The organism is Bradyrhizobium sp. 160 (assembly GCF_023073735.1).
Taxonomy (GTDB): Bacteria; Pseudomonadota; Alphaproteobacteria; order Rhizobiales; family Xanthobacteraceae; genus Bradyrhizobium.
On the sequence record NZ_JADPKD010000030.1, the window covers coordinates 115,187 to 130,904 of the forward strand.

The window sequence follows — 15,718 nt, forward strand, 5'->3', positions numbered from 1 at the left end:
TTCAAGGTATGCGTCATCGCGATCAGGTCCGGATCAGAGCTCTGTTGAATGGGCCGAAATTGAGGTCGAGCGTCAGTCCCGGCAGCCATGGCACATCGCGGCGCTTGCCATAGAACTGGCCTGAGACGTGCAAGATCACGCAAGGGGGATCGAGCTCGTTGATGATCTCGAGCATGCGACGGATGATCGGCCGGCGCTGTTCGCTCTGCACGGTGTCCAGGAGCTTGGCGCCGAGCGCAAAATATTCCTCGTTCCTCCAGACTCCGATCGACCTTGGCAGAGTGCCGCTGGGTCCGAATTCACGCCAGGGATGGCCGAGATGATCGAGGAACAGCGCCGTATTCGACGTATCGAAGATGGCACGGACCGGCTGGCGCTGAACTTGCGCGAAGTTTTCCATCATCTGGATTTTGACGTTCAGGCCAACCGCGCGCCACATCTCGATCATCGTTTGCGCGCCAGAGACCTGATTGGGGTAGTAATTGTTGAGCAGACGATAGGTGATCTGCTCTCCCTTGTAGCCCGCATCAGCCAGCAACTCCTTGGCTTTGCCGGGATCGTAGGCAAGCGAGGGGAATTCGTGGATGTAGCCTTTGCCGTAGCTCGGCAGCTGGTAGCCGTTCGGAATCGGGACCCGGTTCTCCCACAAGCTTTGCACGATCAGCTTGCGATCGAGCGCAAGGCTCATCGCACGGCGAACACGCGCATCCTTCAGAATGGGATCAGTCTGATCGAGGGCGAGCGAGCGGATATTCTGCACGGCACCACCCACGACCTCGAGATCAGCACGCTTCTGGATGCCCGCGAACTGATCCGGCGGAATGTCAGTGGCAATGTCGAGCTCGCTGGCGAGCAGGCCGTTCACGCGCGCGGAAAGCTCGGGAATGATACGGTATTCGATGCCATCGAATGGCGGCCGCCCGCCCCAATACGCATCGTGGGCGCTCAATGAGACACGAATATCAAGCTTGTGATCGACGAGCTTATAGGGACCGCTTCCGACAGGGGCGGTGGTCCAGCGCTCCCACGAGCCCGCCGCCAAAAAGGCGCGCTGGCTCACGACCTCAGATCCCCAAGCAGCCAGACGCTGCTCGAGGAGGGCGTCGCTACCCTTTGCATGCACCACGACGGTGTAAGGATCGACGATTTCGACCTTCTCGAGCCGATCAAGCGACTGAAGCGCCTCGGACATGCCGCTGCGTCCAGGTCCCAGCAGATGGTCAGGACCAAGGCTAAAGGCAACATCTTCAGCCGTCAAAGGCGCCCCATCGTGGAAAACGACTTCCTTGCGCAAGAACAGCCGCAACGACTGCGCGTTGATCCGCTCCCAACGCTCGGCCAAGCCCGGCCGTAGCGTCATGTCGTGAGCATGGTCTACTCTGATCAGCGTATCAAAAATCTGCGGCACGACCCGACGAATGGCAGTATCGGTCGCGATAACCGGGTCGAACGATCGCGGAAATCCGGACATGCCGACTTTGAGGCGGCGACGCGGCAATGTCTTAGGCTCACTCTCCACAGCGCCGGCGCCTGTGCTGGCTACCACGCTTGCGGCAAGGCTACCTGCGATGGCTTGCCGTCGCGTCAGATCGATACGGGTCATCACCGCCTCCGCTTCCACGTTCATTGATGCGAATGCCAGCCCGCAATTTGTTCGACCGGCACAGACTCTCGATTGCCGAAATCGAGCGCTTGTGTTGCTCCAATTTCGCGATCGTGCGCGACTTAAAAGCCTGAACTGCTACGCCAGAATGACACACATCGAATAAGTCGATGTGTGCTTGCAACTATGCGATGATCGGCAGGCCGAGGATGAGGAAGAGCTGAGACGCAAAGGCCTCATGCGAGCGCCAACAGAGCCGCACGAAGACGCGATACAATTATCGTAATCTTCGATGATTTTATCCAAAGCCGCGATCACCTGGCTCGTTTGGTCGTTCGAGTTCGGATAGATCCCCATGCAACCGCTCATTCGAACGCGTAGGATATTGTGTCTTGTCTCTCGTTTCAGAACGGCTCAAGGTCGTCCGTCCCTCTCAAACCAAGGTCATGACGACTCGCGCAGCCGAGCTGCGAGATCAGGGAACCGATGTGATCACGCTTAGCCAAGGCGAGCCGGACTTCGATACGCCATGCGTCATCTGTGAAGCTGGCATCCGGGCCATCCGTGCCGGGCAGACGAAGTACAGGTTGTGTTCAACGCACTATTTGCCAGCCTCGATGCTGGCGACGAGGTTGTGATCCCGACGCGATGCTGGGTCTCCTATCCCGACATGGTGGCGCTTGCAGGTGGCAAGCCGGTGCTCGTCGCCTGCAGTGAACGCGATGGCTTCAAGTTGCGCCCCGAGATACTGGACCAGGCGATCACGCCGCGCACCAAATGGTTGATGTTGAATTCGCCATGCAATCCGACCGGTCCGGTCTACAGCCGAAGTGATTTGCTCGCGCTCACTGCGGTGTTGCGCCGGCATGTGCATGTGCATGTGCATGTGCTATCCGACGCTTCTATGAAAAACTCACCTATGACGCCGACTTTGCAACAATGGCCGCAACCGCGCAGGACCTGTGCGAGCGTACCTTAACGGTCAACGGGGTGTCCAAGGCAGACGCGATGACCGGCTGGCGCGTCGGCTACGGCGCCTGGCCTTTGGCGCTGATCAAAGCCATGAATCTCATCCAGGGCCAGACCTCTTCGCACACCAGCTCGGTTTCTCAATATGCCGCGCTGGAGGCGCTGTCAGGGAGACGGGACGATATCACAGAGTTCGCGCGCGCGTTTATGCAGCGACGCGATCTTGTTATCGCCAAGCTGAACCAGGCCAAGGGGCTTGCTTGCCGTGTGCCGGATGGTGCCTTTTATGTTTTCCCTTCCTGCGCGGGTGTCATTGGCAAGCGCACGCCCGACGGCAAGATAATCGAGACCGACAGTGATTTTGCCATGTATCTGCTCGACGCTTTTGCCGTGGCTGTCGTGCCTGGCAGCGGCTTCATGGCTTCGCCCTATATCCGCATGGCCTATGCTTCCTCGCTCCAGGACCTCACACGCGCCTGCGACCGGATCATCGCCGCCTGCGCGAGCCTGTCCTAAAAGGATTTTCCGATGTCCTCTGCCAAACGCCTCCGTGCCCGCATGACCGAGACTGGCCTTGTCCACGTCATGGCCGCCCACAGCCCATTCTCAGCGATGCTCGCTGAAGAAGCCGGATTCGACGGAGTGTGGGCGTCCGGCTTCGAGCTATCTGCGCTTTATGGGCTGCCGGATATGAGCCTGATCTCAATGACACAGCATCTCGACATGCTGCGGGCGATCGCCGGGCGCACGAGGCTTGCGATCGTCGCGGACATTGATACAGGCTATGGCAATGCGATTAACGTCATTCACGCTATCACGGAATATGAGCGGGCCGGCGCCAGTTCCGTTGTCATCGAGGACAAGACTTTTCCAAAAGTGACGAGCCTTGCTGCCGAGGGCCGCCAGGACCTGTTGCGCATTGAAGAATTCCAGGGGAAGATCGAGGCTGCCATCTCGGCAAGATCAGATCCGGATTTCCTCGTCATCGCCCGCACGGAAGCCCTGATCGCCGGCCTCGGCGAAGTGGAGGCCCTGCATCGGGCACATGCTTATATGGAAGCTGGCGCGGACATGATCCATGATCCTGATCCATTCGAAAAGCAAGACTCCTTGCGAGATCGAAAGCTTTGCGCGCGCCTGGACCGGAACGGTGCCGCTGGTCATCGTGCCGAACGCCTACCCTGACCTCGATGCCAAACGGGTCAAAATGCTCGGCAACATCCGCATGATGATTTATGGCAATTACGGCATTCGTGCTGCAGGAGACCTTCCGCCGGATCATCGCGGATGGTGGCGTCCAGAATGTCCACAAGGATATTCTGCCGGTGGATGAGATCTTCAGAATCCAGAAGATGGAAGAGGCCAAGGCGGCTGAAGCTCGCTTCCTTCGCCAAACGCTGAACCGATGCCTGCCAGCGAGATTTTGAGACGGCACTCAGCAGCGAGCTCTGATTCGCACGCAATCCTGAACGCACCTAAGAAGTCTCGGGCCTGTCATCTCGACGGCCCTCGATGTCGATCCCGACATCAGCAGTCATTCCCCTTGCCGGCAGCTGGAGATCACCTCTTAGAAAGCCGTCGCCAGCAATCGAAGTCGCCGAGCCAGATCGCCCGAATCCTCGAGAAGGCAGATTTTGTGCGCGAGATATCACTTATAAGCGGCAATCCGGCTATAGACATCGAATAATGTGATGGAGCTTCTGGCAATGGCCCGCCGTGACAATCAGGGAGGCCCAGAAGCTACCGGAGCAGAAAATGGCTGCCGAACACAATGAAGTGCCCCTCAATGCTATCCGGGTCTTTGTGACCATTGCGCGCGAGGGAAGCGTCACGCGTGCGGCGAGCACATTGGGAACGACACAGAGCTCGGTCAGCCGCTATTTGGCTGTGTTGCAAGACTACTTTGGCACGGATCTCGTTCAACGGCGGGGCCGACGCAGTGAATTGACAGAATTTGGAAGGCTCTTTGCGAACGCCGTGGCCGAACCGCTTGATACAGTGTGTTTCACCGCGAAGAGAATGCGGCGGAGGAACCGAACGGACGCCAATCGAATCGTAGTCCACACCTCTCTTTCCACCTTCGCCTACTCCTTCCTGATACCCAATCTCCAGGCGTTCTCTGCCGAGATGGGCGGCGTCGTCGTCGACGTGATCAGTTCATTGTCTCCACCGAGATCCTCCGACAGTTTCGACATCCTGCTTACTCGCGATCTTTGTGTCGCTGAACCGGCCGACGATTGGGCGATCTACAATGAGATGCTCGTATGCGTAGGCTCTCCAAATCACGTCATGGGAAAAACGCTCTCCACTGCCCGTTCAATGCCAATTCTGAATATCACATCGCGGCCCGACATACTGCCCACCTGGCTCAGAGCCATGAACCTGACCGCGAAGGACATCAAGTCGGGGGCGCGATACGATCATAATTACCTTGCTTTGCCCGCCGTCATAACCGGAAAATGCCTGCTGGTGGCGCCGGAAATCATTGTCAGCGATCTCGTGCGTACAGGGGCACTCCATGTCATACCGGGATCGCGTACTTCAAGCGGCATGCAATATCGGGCCTATGCGTTGGACCGAAGTGACAATCTCGAAGTCGCTCGCGCCTTTTGCCGATGGGTCGCGCGGCTCTGTAAGAAGGCCGCGATTCCGGAAGCCGCCTAATCGCGTATTTGCGTGATGGCAGACGTTTGATCAATCTTTGGAATCTTAGCGTGTCCATTTGCACATGCTGACTGTTCCGATTGCCGGCGAGCTCGTCATTTTGCGAGCACCGCGGCCAGCCTGCAAGTGAAGACGTTACCCCCGCCCTGTCAAAACGCGTTCAAACCGGCCGACTATGATGGTTTTGTAAGATACGGGCTAGCCGATCAGCCAAAGCTCAGGACGGGTCGCCCTCGCCTTTACGCTTGCGACGGAGCAAGGCGCGATAGCCGCCTCGCACCAGAAGCAGCCCGGTCTTGACCAGGCGAATGGTCCGGCTGCGCAGATCGTGCGTTTTCCAGCCGCGATCGGAAATGCGATGCTTGCCGAACAAGCCTTGCGCGATTTCGCGATAGCTGTGTCCCTCCAACGACCCATCGACCGCACGCAAGGCGAGGATGAGCCGACGGCGGGTCAAGATTGGCAGCGTCAGAGGCGGTGGTCCGATGGGGCGCCGTTCGAGCGCCAGCCAAAAACGATGTGCTGCCCGCAAACGAACCTCGAAACTGCCGTCGAACGGCAGGTCGACGGCAAGCGAGGAGCCGCTCGGTGGAAGTTCTGTTAGCCACAGGCGATGCTTTGCTCCTCCGAGCGCCACGATGGCATGCCATCCATCCGGCGCATGGCGAAGCTCGCTGCCCGCCAATTTTCTGAAATCCAGATCGTACGACGCTGCCGAGCGGACAGCCGCGCGCAAGGGCAGCACGGTCGCGAGCACCTCGGGCGCCCAGAAAATGGCTTGTTGGTCGAAGGTCTTTTGCGGATCAGCTGCGAAAAGACAGTCCCCACTGCTGCCGGAAATGGTCCGGCATCGCGTCCGATCGTTCGCTCATGGCGAGAGCCAAATAGTCTCGTTGGTACTCGCCGTTGCGGCGTAGCCACTCCCAAGCTATGCCCGCGGCCCCTGCTTTGTTCGCATCGGGATAGGCCTTCTCTGATCTCCAGTCAGCACCTGGCATCGCACCACTTTCCCCGTATGTTGATAACGCACATGCAGGGAATTGCAGCCCGACGAATGTGACTATTTCTGGTTGCCCCAATGCAGGTCTTCGCGATTGATGCAGTTTGCGCGATATGACGATCTAATTTTGCGATCGGTCATCACCAGAAGGGACATCCGTTTCGAACGCACTTATTCCTCACTCTTCGGCCAACCGCGCTGCAGGAGCTGCCGAAAGCCATGACGTGCCGCCCACTTGGCGCGAGCCAGATGGCTTTCAAAGATACGTCGGGCGCGATCCGGATCCAGGGTGGCATCAATACCAAGCACAATGCGCGCAACTTCTCGCCAATCAGCGTTATCGGCCTCGGCATCCAGCAGACGCATATACGTGACGGCATGTTGCTCGTCATAGGGCGTGAGCTGCGGCGCGTTAGGCGGGAAATCTGCGATCTTGGGATCGGACGGCACGGCCTGAAAGTCCTACCAGATTGAGAAGCCTATGATTTTAGGGACGGTAGCCGTATTCAGAACCTTTTCGTAGAGAGCCGATTGTCGCGGCCTTCAGGAGCATTCTTGCCAAAGTCAATGAATACCTAACAGCGGTGACTGCCGTCGTTCCCATCAATTCGTTCGCTCCGACCATCGTCCGAATGCATCTGATCGCAGTCCGTTCCGCTCGATCAGCAGAACTGTCGTCCAGCCTTTCGAATCTAGTGGCGAAATGGGACGCAGCTCGTCGTGCTCGTCAGCACAGGCTGATTCGGCGCGCCATCTGAATCCAGTACCGCTCCTTCATTCGGATTACGCGCGGACTCTGCTCATCTGCATTTTGGGCGAACGTACCGCAATAGTATGGTTATAGCCAGTGGTTTGATTGCCGTCGGAATGGCTGCTTTAGCGCATGAAAGCTCGTGCGCTTGTCGCCTGGAATGTGCGCCGGATCCGCGTAGATCGCGGTGTTTCGCAAGAGCGATTGGCATACGATGCCAAGATCGACCGCTCCTATATGGGCGGTATCGAGCAGCAATCGGAGAACCCGACAATCGATCTTCTCGATCGTATCGCGGAAACGCTTGGGGTTCATTTGTCTGAATTCTTTCTTCAGCCACCCAAAGGGGCGATGGCTCCCAAGCCGTTGCGTAAGGGTCGAAAGCCCCTACCCCCACGTAGCAGAAAGAAATGACACTCCTCACGCATGAGCTTTGTACTTGCTGCCCAAGCCGCTCACATCAATTTAGCGACTGCCGCAAGCTCACCGGGGCGGACAATGGATCCACCGATGTCACCGCTTGAGGAGTTCAGGTTGTCCTTGTGTATCCTGATGAGCTCCACCAGTTTCTCGCTGCCGTAGTCGGTGAACGCCATGATGTCGTGGTCACCGAGACCGAAGACCAGATGAGGCCGTCCTCGGGGTCCATTATAAAAGCGGCGTCTGACAGCCAGTCCTCGTCTTCGCCGAGACCCGCTCCGGTCGAAATCGATGATCGGTCAGCATGTCGCTGCCGCTCTCCCGGTAACCCTCATACCAGCGATAGAATGTGGCGCGTGGGATACCAAGATTGTCCCGCCTGGCCAGAAATGCGATTGCTCCACCAGCTAAATGATCGGTTTTTCCTCGGACGCAGGATATCTCATGCCTCGCCCTCCCCCATCCCCGTTCATGCCTTTTTGGGCGACCGGTTCCCCAGCGTAAGGTCGGCCACCGATTTCCTTTGGCGCCGTCGTCTCAAGACGCAGATCTTTCATCTCGCCAGAAGTTGCCGCACCCCACGAACTCCTTTGGCCCGCCATACTACATCGAGGCGGCAATGCCCCCGCGCCGGCAGAGCTCTAAAGATATTCTCCTCGCCCCGGCATTCTTTCCAAGATGATAGCATCTTCTCTTCCGCAGAATACTGCCGGTGTGTTCTGGCGCCGAATGTCCTTCGGTACTTGTTCCGCCGGCGCTTTGCCCGGTCCGGATTTCTGTTTCATCGATGCTTCTGGTGCCTACGATGAACCAGAAATCCCTCATTCGGCGAAACCGTCAATTTGTCTCACACGTGTGACGGCCAGCCCTGATGAACGCGAGCCTCCTTTCTCAAAAGGTTGATCAGTCCTCAATTCCTGGCGCCGTACAATTCCGGGCGCCTATACAGAAACTAGGTCGCAGAACCCGTCCAAGGGCAGCTCATCGCATTGAGGGTAGTGTGTATTGGCTACCCATGCGTTGGTGTCGACCGGTTTGCGCGGCAACCCAATGGACGAAAGTGGGTACCGCCGCTGCAAGCGCCACGGCGCTCGCGGTTACAAAAGCCAATTTTTCATTCGAGAGTCGCTCCCTTAGATTGGCCCCAGCCGCCTTCAACCTGTCCTATATGACGGCCCAACGAGCTGTAAAATGCATGCTTTTGACGATGCATCTACAGTATGGATGAGTATCGCGCGGAGCACCCCGACGGCTGGCTACAGCCGATTCTGCAACCTCTATCGGACTGGAGCGAGATGATCTCGGGGCGCATGGGCCTGGAGAGAAGTTGTTCGTGGCTTCGCGGGTGACAAGGTGCCGGTGTTCGACGCCCGCGACGGCGCGCAGCGGCTGGCCCATGTCTTCGTTCGCCTGCTGGAGTGCGGATTCCGCTCGATGTCGCCCAGCATTCCGAGATGATCTCGCCCACCTTTCCGATTTGAAGTCGCCCACCCATTCCGAGATGATGTCGCCCACCGTTCCGGGATGATGTCGCCCGGGTGACGAGGCCTCTTCTGGCTCCCTTAGGGTCCCCCTTTCGGCTTTGCGAAGGGGGACCCTGGATGCCGACGGAGAGGCTTGCGATGCGCCGTGTGCGCGATGTGATCAGGATGAAGGCGGCTGGGCTGCCGAGCCGCGAGATTGCTCGGCGGATGGGCGCGGCGCCCACGACAGTGCGGCTGACCATCCGGCGGTTCGAGGCCGCAGGCCTGAGCTGGCCGTTGCCCGACGAACTCACGGACGCGGCCCTGGAGGCCCGCCTGTTTGCCAAGACCGGCAACGGTAACCGGCAGGGTCATCGCCGCATCGCCGAGCCCGACTGGGCGGCGGTGCACCGCGAGCTCAAGCGCAAGCACGTGACGCTGTCGATCCTTTGGGAGGAATACGTCGGCGCCGAGCCCGGCGGATACCGGTACTCGCGCTTCTGCGAGCTTTACCGCACCTGGGAGGGACGCCTGTCGGTGACGATGCGCCAGGCGCACGCGGCCGGCGACAAGCTGTTCGTCGACTACGCGGGCGACGGCGTGCCGGTGGTGGTCGACCGCCTCACCGGCGAGCGGAGGACGGCGCAGATCTTCGTCGCCGTGCTCGGCGCCTCGAGCTTCACCTACGCGCAGGCGACGTGGACGCAGGGGCTCGCCGACTGGATCAGCGCCCATGTTGGCGCCTTCGCGGCGATCGGCGGCGTCCCGGCGCTGCTGGTGCCCGACAACACCAAGGTCGCAGTCATCAAGGCGAGCCTCTACGACCCGCAGATCAATCGCACCTATGCGGAGATGGCCGCGCATTACGGCACGGCCGTCTTGCCGGCGCGACCGCGCAAGCCGCGCGATAAGGCCAAGGTCGAGCAGGCCGTCCTCATTATCGAGCGCTGGCTGCTCGGCCGCCTGCGCCACCGCGTCTTCTACAGCCTCGCTGAGGTCAACGCAGCGATCGGCGAGTTGCTCACCAGGCTCAACGAGGAGCGGCCGATCCGACGGCTCGGCGTGACGCGCCGCCGGCTGCTCGAGGAGATCGATCGGCCGGCGCTCAAGCCGTTGCCGGCAAGCCCCTACGTCCTCGCGGAGTGGCGGATCCCCCGCGTCAGCCTCGACTACCACGTCGAGGTGGAGAAGCATTATTACAGCGTTCCGCATCGCTTCGCGCGTGCCGAGGTCGAGGTGCGGTTCACCTCCCGCACCGTCGAGATCTTCCACAAGGGCGAGCGGATTGCCGCGCATCAGCGCATGAGTGGCAATCACAAGCACACCACCGTGCCGGAGCACATGGCCTCCAGCCATCGCCGCTACGCCGGCTGGACCATCGTGCGCATCCGTCAGGACGCCGCCGCGATCGGCCCGGCGACCAGCGCATTGTGCGACCTCATTCTCGACGAGCGCTCGCACCCCGAACAAGGCTTCCGCGCCTGCCTCGGCATCCTCAGGCTCGCCGCCTCCTATGGGCGCGAACGGCTGGACGCGGCAGCTGCGCGGGCGATCGACATCGGCGCGCGCACCTATGGCTCGGTCAAGTCGATCCTTGCCAACAATCTCGATCGGCGTCCTGCTCACCAGCGCTCCGCGGACGATGCGCCGATCCTGCATGCCAACATCCGCGGACCGCGCTACTACAATTAGGAGATCATCCCTTGCTCACACATCCGACCCTCGACCGCCTCAACGCCCTCGGTCTCCACGGCATGGCCAAGGCCTTCGCCGACATCGAAGCTGCCGGTGAGGCTGGCAGCCTCGGTCACGCCGAATGGCTTGCTCTGCTACTCGAACGTGAAGCCTCGCTGCGGCACGACAAACGGCTCGCCACTCGCCTGCGCTACGCCAAGCTGCGCCAGCAGGCGTGCGTCGAGGACATTGACTACCGCACCCCGCGCGGCCTCGACCGCCCACTGTTTGCCAAGCTTGTCGAAGGACGCTGGATCGACGACCATGCCAACCTGCTGATCTGCGGCCCGGCCGGCGTCGGCAAAAGCTGGCTCGCCTCGGCGCTCGGCCACAAGGCCTGCCGTGACAATCGCTCCGTGCTCTATCAACGTGTTCCGCGGCTGTTCGATGATCTGGCGCTTGCCCGCGGCGACGGCCGCCATCCACGCCTATTGCGCGGCCTCGGCCGTGTCGATCTGCTGATCCTCGATGATTGGGGGCTCGAACCGCTCGATGCCGGTGCCCGTCATGACCTCCTGGAAATCCTCGAAGATCGCTACGGTCACCGTTCCACCATCGTCACCAGCCAGCTCCCCATGGACCAGTGGCATGTGCTCATTGGAGATCCCACCTACGCCGACGCGGTGCTCGATCGCCTCGTCCATAATGCCCATCGGCTCGATCTCACCGGCGAGAGCCTGCGCCGAACTCGGCAATCCGCCCGAAAAACCTGAGCCCGTAACGCTGTGGACATGCCGCTTCGCTTGGACAACGCCAGGCGTTGCCCACATGCCCACAGCAACCGCAACAAAAGCAGAAGAAGTTCAAGCCGCGATTCCAGGTTGACCACGCGGCTCGCCAAATGCCAGAGAAGCTACCGCCAGAACGCCTCGTCACCGGGCGAGATCAAATCGGAAAGGTGGGCGACATCGTCTCGGAATCCCCGAGCGACTTCATATCGGTACACCCGGGCGACTTCGTCGGAATCCGCATGCTGGAGCATCCAACCGCACGTTTGCCGGGGCGCGCTGGTCGCGAGCGGTGGCTGACTGGATTGCGCTGCACGTCAATGCTTGGCGGGCGATCGGCGCCGGGCCGAAGGCGATCGGACGCTCTGAGATCCGGCGTAACCGCCATCTGTCGTTATGAGCTCGCCAACTTAACCAGGAGGTAAGGAGCCCATCGCAATGGCGGTCGGCGAAGGAGGGGAAAGCCGCCGCCCCGACTGCACCTTCATCACCAGATACGCTCCGATCAACTACAACTCTGGTAATTGATCTCAAAGCGAACGCTGGTCCATTTACACGAAGAAAACGTTTTGCATCGAGCATCTGACGTATGATGCGTGACGGCTCTCATGCCGCTGACACGCGTCATCATGTCTTCGTGGAATGATCTGTGGGATGGATGGATGATTCCACATGAGCAGAAGCCCAACTACTTCGCGGATAGATGTAGCCAATCCGCATCCTGCTGATGTGTATATTTCCCCCGCCAACTTGACAGCCAATGGCAGAGCACATCTTGGGCACGCCGCTGGACCATTTCTCAGAATCGATGCTTTACAGAGGCACCTGAAGCGGGCAGGACATCATGTCCGTTCTGGGCTTACGACCGACGGTTTCGAGAACCATGTTCTGGTCCGAGCGGCTCGACCCGTCGGACATGGCACATGGCTTCCATGTCAAGATTCTTGACGATCTCGCCTCGGTCGGGATCGTTTTCGATCATTTCGACGATCCAGCGCGTGGCAGCAATCTGCAGCGCTTTGCGGACGTCAGCAACGCCCTGATGGATGCGTTATATGCAGCTGGCTCCCTACACTTCCGCGCAGTGCGCTTGCCAGTGGACGATGCGGGCTCTGCTGCCACACCAAAAGAAGAGCGATTTTGCATTGGAGGCTGGCTCAGTGCAACTTGTCCTGTCTGCGGGGCATCTGCGGGTAGCTTCTTCTGCGAACAATGCGGCCATCATTTCGAACCTGATGAAGCACTGAAACCAGTATCGAGGCGAGGACGGATCGTAGAATGGACGGACAACATCTCCGCCTATCTTTCGATTTCGGGAACAGACCGACTTCTACGGACGTGGCACGACGCGGCCGCATGCGCTTCGACGCCCTCCTCCCAGCGAAGCGGACCAGTACCAAAGATCGAGGGGCGCAGGTTGGCGACTGTAGAATTGAGCAAAGCCTTCCAGGAAAGATCGTGGCATGACACCCTCCCCGGAAACCGCCCTCGTGGACAAACTCCCCAGTGCAGTCTCGTTGGAGGTGTCAATCCCCTTCATGCTTGGCAGTGCCAGCTTGGCTGCGTCCCATGGCTCAAGCTTCTTCCTCGTTGAAGCTCTGCGGTCCATTGGACAAGGCACCACGACCGCCGGGACCGTTATTTCAACAGGTACGATCGCGACAATCCTGAGTTCCCTTCTAGCGGGCCGCATCGCGGATTTACTAGGCTTGATGCGAACCATCACCTTTGCCGCGGCGATGATTGCAGCAGCAATGATATGTTTCGCATCCGCATCGATTTTGCCGCTATTCGCCTACATCGGCGGGCTTCTTCTCGGCATTGGATGGTCTGTATTCTATATCCTGGCGCCGCTTCAGGTCATGTGTCACGTGCAAGCTGAAGCCCGTATCAAGTATCTCACCTTACTTTCAGGATCTCAAATGCTGGGCATCGGGCCCGCTGCCCCCCTGGCCCGAACCGCTGCGGAGGCTATTGGATCCTAGATTGCAGTTTACGCTCTATTTGCCGTTGTATGTATCCTTGGTACGATGCTTTTGGAGTTCGCTGGTAGGGCACTGGCGCAAGCTCCTCAGATCAAAATGCCTGCTGTACGACTGACGTTCAAAGGCGTGGTAAGAGCCTTCAAGTCGAACGCGCGATATCCGATCATCATGATCGGCATTGGCGCCTGCGTTTTCGCCGGTCATTCTACGTTTCAATCGCTCTACGCCACATCGCGAGCACAGTCTCCCGATACATTCTTTTTGGTCTTCGCGGTGACAGCCGTCTTCTTCCGGTTCGCGACGATAATTGGAAGATTTCGCCTTGAACGCGTAGCCGCACTTCTCCATGCATGCACTGTTGCAGGGCTATTCATTCTCTTCTTCAATGTCGGTAGTTACGGCCATTTACATTCTCGGGGCGGCCTTCTTCGCGCTGGGATACGGCCTCAGCTATTCGACGCTGAATAGTATGATTGTCCACATTGCAGACATCGATGAGACAGCTTTCGCCATTTCCTCTCAGGTATTCACGCTCTCCTACTTTATTGGCCTGTTCGGCTTTCCATACGTCGCTGGGCAAGTTGTGAAAGCCAGCAATTTCGATTGTCTTCTGATCGGCATGATGATGCTTATCGCAGCGAATGGCGTCCTTCTTGCAGTTCATATGTTCTCAACCAACCGGAAGCATTGAGTGGCTCCTCGTAGGGATCATGCGATGCTGAAGCACAGCGACAGTTATGGCGTCATCGCAATCGGTGCAGGGCCGGCAAATTTAAGCTTGGCAGCGCTCTCGGCCCCGATTCCGGAAATTTCTCTCCACATTCTCGAAAAGTCAGAGTCGGTTAGCTGGCATGCCGGTCTGCTCGTAGAAGGCGCCGTTATGCAAACCAGCCCGCTAAAGGACTTGGTGACACCGGCTGACCCGACGAGCGCATACAGCTTCCTCGCCTACTTGCATGAAAAGCGGCGACTTTATCAAGCGATCATCCGTGGGCTGGAGCATGTTAGCCGGAGCGAATTTGGCGATTATTTGCGATGGGCAGCGGAAAAGCTGGGCAACGTTCGATTCGGCGAACAGGTTGTTGCAGTCGAATTGCGTGGCAAGTCCTTCAGTATCATAACCAGCCGCCGCGGGTATCAAACGCATACGACCGTCAGCGGCGTGGGTCGAGTGCCCTCTATTCCTGATTGGGGCCGGAATGCACCGCCGAATGAGGTGTTTCACGCAGGCACCCTTATCACTCAACGCCGCGAACTTACGAGCAAGCGTGTTGTGATCGTAGGTGGCGGCCAAAGCGGCGCCGAAATCTTTCTTCATCTCCTGAGTGGCGCATGCGGCGCGCTGGGATCCCTGACTTGGGGTGACGCGCCGCGCAAACATATTTGCGCGCGAGCATAGTCCTTTCGTCAATGAATGGTTCGTTCCGCAATATGGTGGCTGGTTCTTTGAGCGAGGCAGCTCTACTCGGGCGCGGCTTCTCGAACAACAGTCGTTGGCCAGCGATGGCGTCAACTGTTCGACGCTTCGCGCCATCTACAACGCACTTTACGATCGCGAGTTTCATCGAGGTTCCTACCCGACTCACGTACAAATACGCGTCGACACCACGGCAGAGAAATTGAGCGGCGTGTCTCCCTTTCTTCTGGGCTTGCGTCAACAGATGACAGGCATTTGTCCAGAACATGTCGCTGATATTGTCGTCTTGGCCACAGGCTATCGCACCGAACTCCCCTCGTTCTTGGTGCCAGTGCGCCTGGTGGCTCTCAAGAGATCCTGGTTGAGAAGGACTACTCAGCTCGTTTCGATGGCCCCGAAAACTGTCATTTGTACGTACAGAATGTCGCGCGCTTTCAACATGGCATCGCTGATACAAATCTCAGTTTGACTCCTTGGCGCGCTTCGACGGTCCTCAATTCTATCATCGGCCGCATAGCTTACGATTGCGGGCCTGCACGGGGCGTCGTCGACTGGTATAACTCGGGCTTCGAGGACTCCCATTCATCGGCGAGCAAGCAGCCAGCGTGCCGCGATCCGGCCCATGTCGATTGAGAGTCCTTATGAAGAATGCACAGCTGATTACCTTAGGTGACATCACGATCTACAGCCCTGGTTACTGATGCAGACTATCAAAGGATTAGGTGATCCCCAGACCACTTGCCCCGTTCAGCTCATTGAATTCTGGCTGGATCCGTTCGCCGCCTCGACACCCCATTCCCATCCTGCCACGGAGATCTGGCGCATCACGAGCGGCTACGGCCAGGTCATAACAGACGATGGCGCGTTGCCAATCGAGGCAGGCGACCTTGTGTTTCTGCGACCAGATCGAACCCATCATTTGGAAAATGTCGCCAACGAGATTCTAAGCGCCCTGTCTATCTCCTGGATGGCAACTCGATGACG

At 58.8% G+C, this 15,718-nt stretch carries 17 protein-coding genes and 2 pseudogenes; 13 read left to right on the forward strand and 6 right to left on the reverse strand.

All coding sequences use genetic code 11. From position 1 onward, the window contains the following. Positions 1–22: 22 nt before the first annotated feature. On the reverse strand, positions 23–1,621 hold the full coding sequence (locus IVA98_RS12955) for an ABC transporter substrate-binding protein (protein ID WP_247354994.1): 1,599 nt from the start codon (positions 1,619–1,621) through the stop codon (positions 23–25). A gap of 374 nt (positions 1,622–1,995) precedes the next feature. On the opposite strand from IVA98_RS12955, the pseudogene IVA98_RS12960 reads away from it, so the two are divergent. From IVA98_RS12960 to IVA98_RS12975, 4 genes and pseudogenes are all read left to right on the forward strand, one after another. Next, a pseudogene (locus IVA98_RS12960) lies at positions 1,996–3,088 on the forward strand (pyridoxal phosphate-dependent aminotransferase). A 12-nt stretch (positions 3,089–3,100) separates the two neighbouring features. Then, positions 3,101–3,757, forward strand: coding sequence for an isocitrate lyase/phosphoenolpyruvate mutase family protein (locus IVA98_RS12965; protein ID WP_247354995.1), 657 nt, complete (start codon positions 3,101–3,103; stop codon positions 3,755–3,757). 50 nt (positions 3,758–3,807) lie between these two features. After that, on the forward strand, positions 3,808–3,999 hold the full coding sequence (locus tag IVA98_RS12970; protein ID WP_247354996.1) for a hypothetical protein: 192 nt from the start codon (positions 3,808–3,810) through the stop codon (positions 3,997–3,999). Between the two features lie 328 nt (positions 4,000–4,327). Beyond that, complete coding sequence (locus tag IVA98_RS12975) at positions 4,328–5,236, forward strand: LysR family transcriptional regulator (protein ID WP_247354997.1); 909 nt, start codon at positions 4,328–4,330, stop codon at positions 5,234–5,236. A gap of 217 nt (positions 5,237–5,453) precedes the next feature. On the opposite strand, the gene IVA98_RS12980 is transcribed toward IVA98_RS12975, so the two are convergent. From IVA98_RS12980 to IVA98_RS12985, 3 genes are all read right to left on the reverse strand, one after another. Beyond that, on the reverse strand, positions 5,454–5,993 hold the full coding sequence (locus tag IVA98_RS12980; protein ID WP_247354998.1) for a DUF2285 domain-containing protein: 540 nt from the start codon (positions 5,991–5,993) through the stop codon (positions 5,454–5,456). 46 nt (positions 5,994–6,039) lie between these two features. Next, positions 6,040–6,234 (reverse strand): transcriptional regulator domain-containing protein, encoded by a 195-nt coding sequence (locus IVA98_RS37590; protein ID WP_524536370.1) that lies wholly within the window; start codon positions 6,232–6,234, stop codon positions 6,040–6,042. Between the two features lie 173 nt (positions 6,235–6,407). Beyond that, positions 6,408–6,686 (reverse strand): DNA -binding domain-containing protein, encoded by a 279-nt coding sequence (locus IVA98_RS12985; RefSeq protein ID WP_247354999.1) that lies wholly within the window; start codon positions 6,684–6,686, stop codon positions 6,408–6,410. A gap of 433 nt (positions 6,687–7,119) precedes the next feature. Between IVA98_RS12985 and IVA98_RS12990 the strand changes: the two genes are divergently transcribed. After that, on the forward strand, positions 7,120–7,401 hold the full coding sequence (locus IVA98_RS12990) for a helix-turn-helix domain-containing protein (protein ID WP_247355000.1): 282 nt from the start codon (positions 7,120–7,122) through the stop codon (positions 7,399–7,401). A 41-nt stretch (positions 7,402–7,442) separates the two neighbouring features. Here the strand turns inward: IVA98_RS12990 and IVA98_RS12995 are convergent, their stop codons facing one another. Both IVA98_RS12995 and IVA98_RS13000 read right to left on the reverse strand, forming a co-directional pair. After that, positions 7,443–7,583, reverse strand: a complete 141-nt coding sequence (locus IVA98_RS12995; RefSeq protein ID WP_247355001.1) for a hypothetical protein — start codon at positions 7,581–7,583, stop codon at positions 7,443–7,445. Between the two features lie 94 nt (positions 7,584–7,677). After that, a pseudogene (locus tag IVA98_RS13000) lies at positions 7,678–8,192 on the reverse strand (IS3 family transposase); the annotation flags it as partial. Positions 8,193–9,029: 837 nt separating this feature from the next. On the opposite strand from IVA98_RS13000, the gene istA reads away from it, so the two are divergent. From istA to IVA98_RS13030, 8 genes are all read left to right on the forward strand, one after another. After that, positions 9,030–10,562 (forward strand): IS21 family transposase, encoded by a 1,533-nt coding sequence (gene istA / locus IVA98_RS13005; protein ID WP_247355039.1) that lies wholly within the window; start codon positions 9,030–9,032, stop codon positions 10,560–10,562. Between the two features lie 11 nt (positions 10,563–10,573). After that, on the forward strand, positions 10,574–11,317 hold the full coding sequence (istB, locus tag IVA98_RS13010) for an IS21-like element helper ATPase IstB (RefSeq protein WP_247355002.1): 744 nt from the start codon (positions 10,574–10,576) through the stop codon (positions 11,315–11,317). Between the two features lie 898 nt (positions 11,318–12,215). Further along, positions 12,216–12,926: a class I tRNA ligase family protein gene (locus IVA98_RS37595; protein ID WP_524536372.1), complete on the forward strand. Its 711-nt coding sequence runs from the start codon at positions 12,216–12,218 to the stop codon at positions 12,924–12,926. Next, on the forward strand, positions 12,823–13,317 hold the full coding sequence (locus IVA98_RS13015) for a hypothetical protein (RefSeq protein WP_247355003.1): 495 nt from the start codon (positions 12,823–12,825) through the stop codon (positions 13,315–13,317). Before IVA98_RS37595 ends, IVA98_RS13015 begins: the two co-directional genes overlap by 104 nt. A gap of 346 nt (positions 13,318–13,663) precedes the next feature. Continuing rightward, positions 13,664–14,008 (forward strand): hypothetical protein, encoded by a 345-nt coding sequence (locus tag IVA98_RS13020; protein ID WP_247355004.1) that lies wholly within the window; start codon positions 13,664–13,666, stop codon positions 14,006–14,008. Positions 14,009–14,032: 24 nt separating this feature from the next. Then, positions 14,033–14,716: a SidA/IucD/PvdA family monooxygenase gene (locus tag IVA98_RS36845; RefSeq protein WP_253075102.1), complete on the forward strand. Its 684-nt coding sequence runs from the start codon at positions 14,033–14,035 to the stop codon at positions 14,714–14,716. Further along, complete coding sequence (locus IVA98_RS36850; RefSeq protein ID WP_346657708.1) at positions 14,679–15,203, forward strand: SidA/IucD/PvdA family monooxygenase; 525 nt, start codon at positions 14,679–14,681, stop codon at positions 15,201–15,203. Before IVA98_RS36845 ends, IVA98_RS36850 begins: the two co-directional genes overlap by 38 nt. 231 nt (positions 15,204–15,434) lie before the next feature. Next, positions 15,435–15,716, forward strand: coding sequence for a cupin domain-containing protein (locus IVA98_RS13030; protein ID WP_247355005.1), 282 nt, complete (start codon positions 15,435–15,437; stop codon positions 15,714–15,716). Positions 15,717–15,718 lie beyond the last annotated feature (2 nt).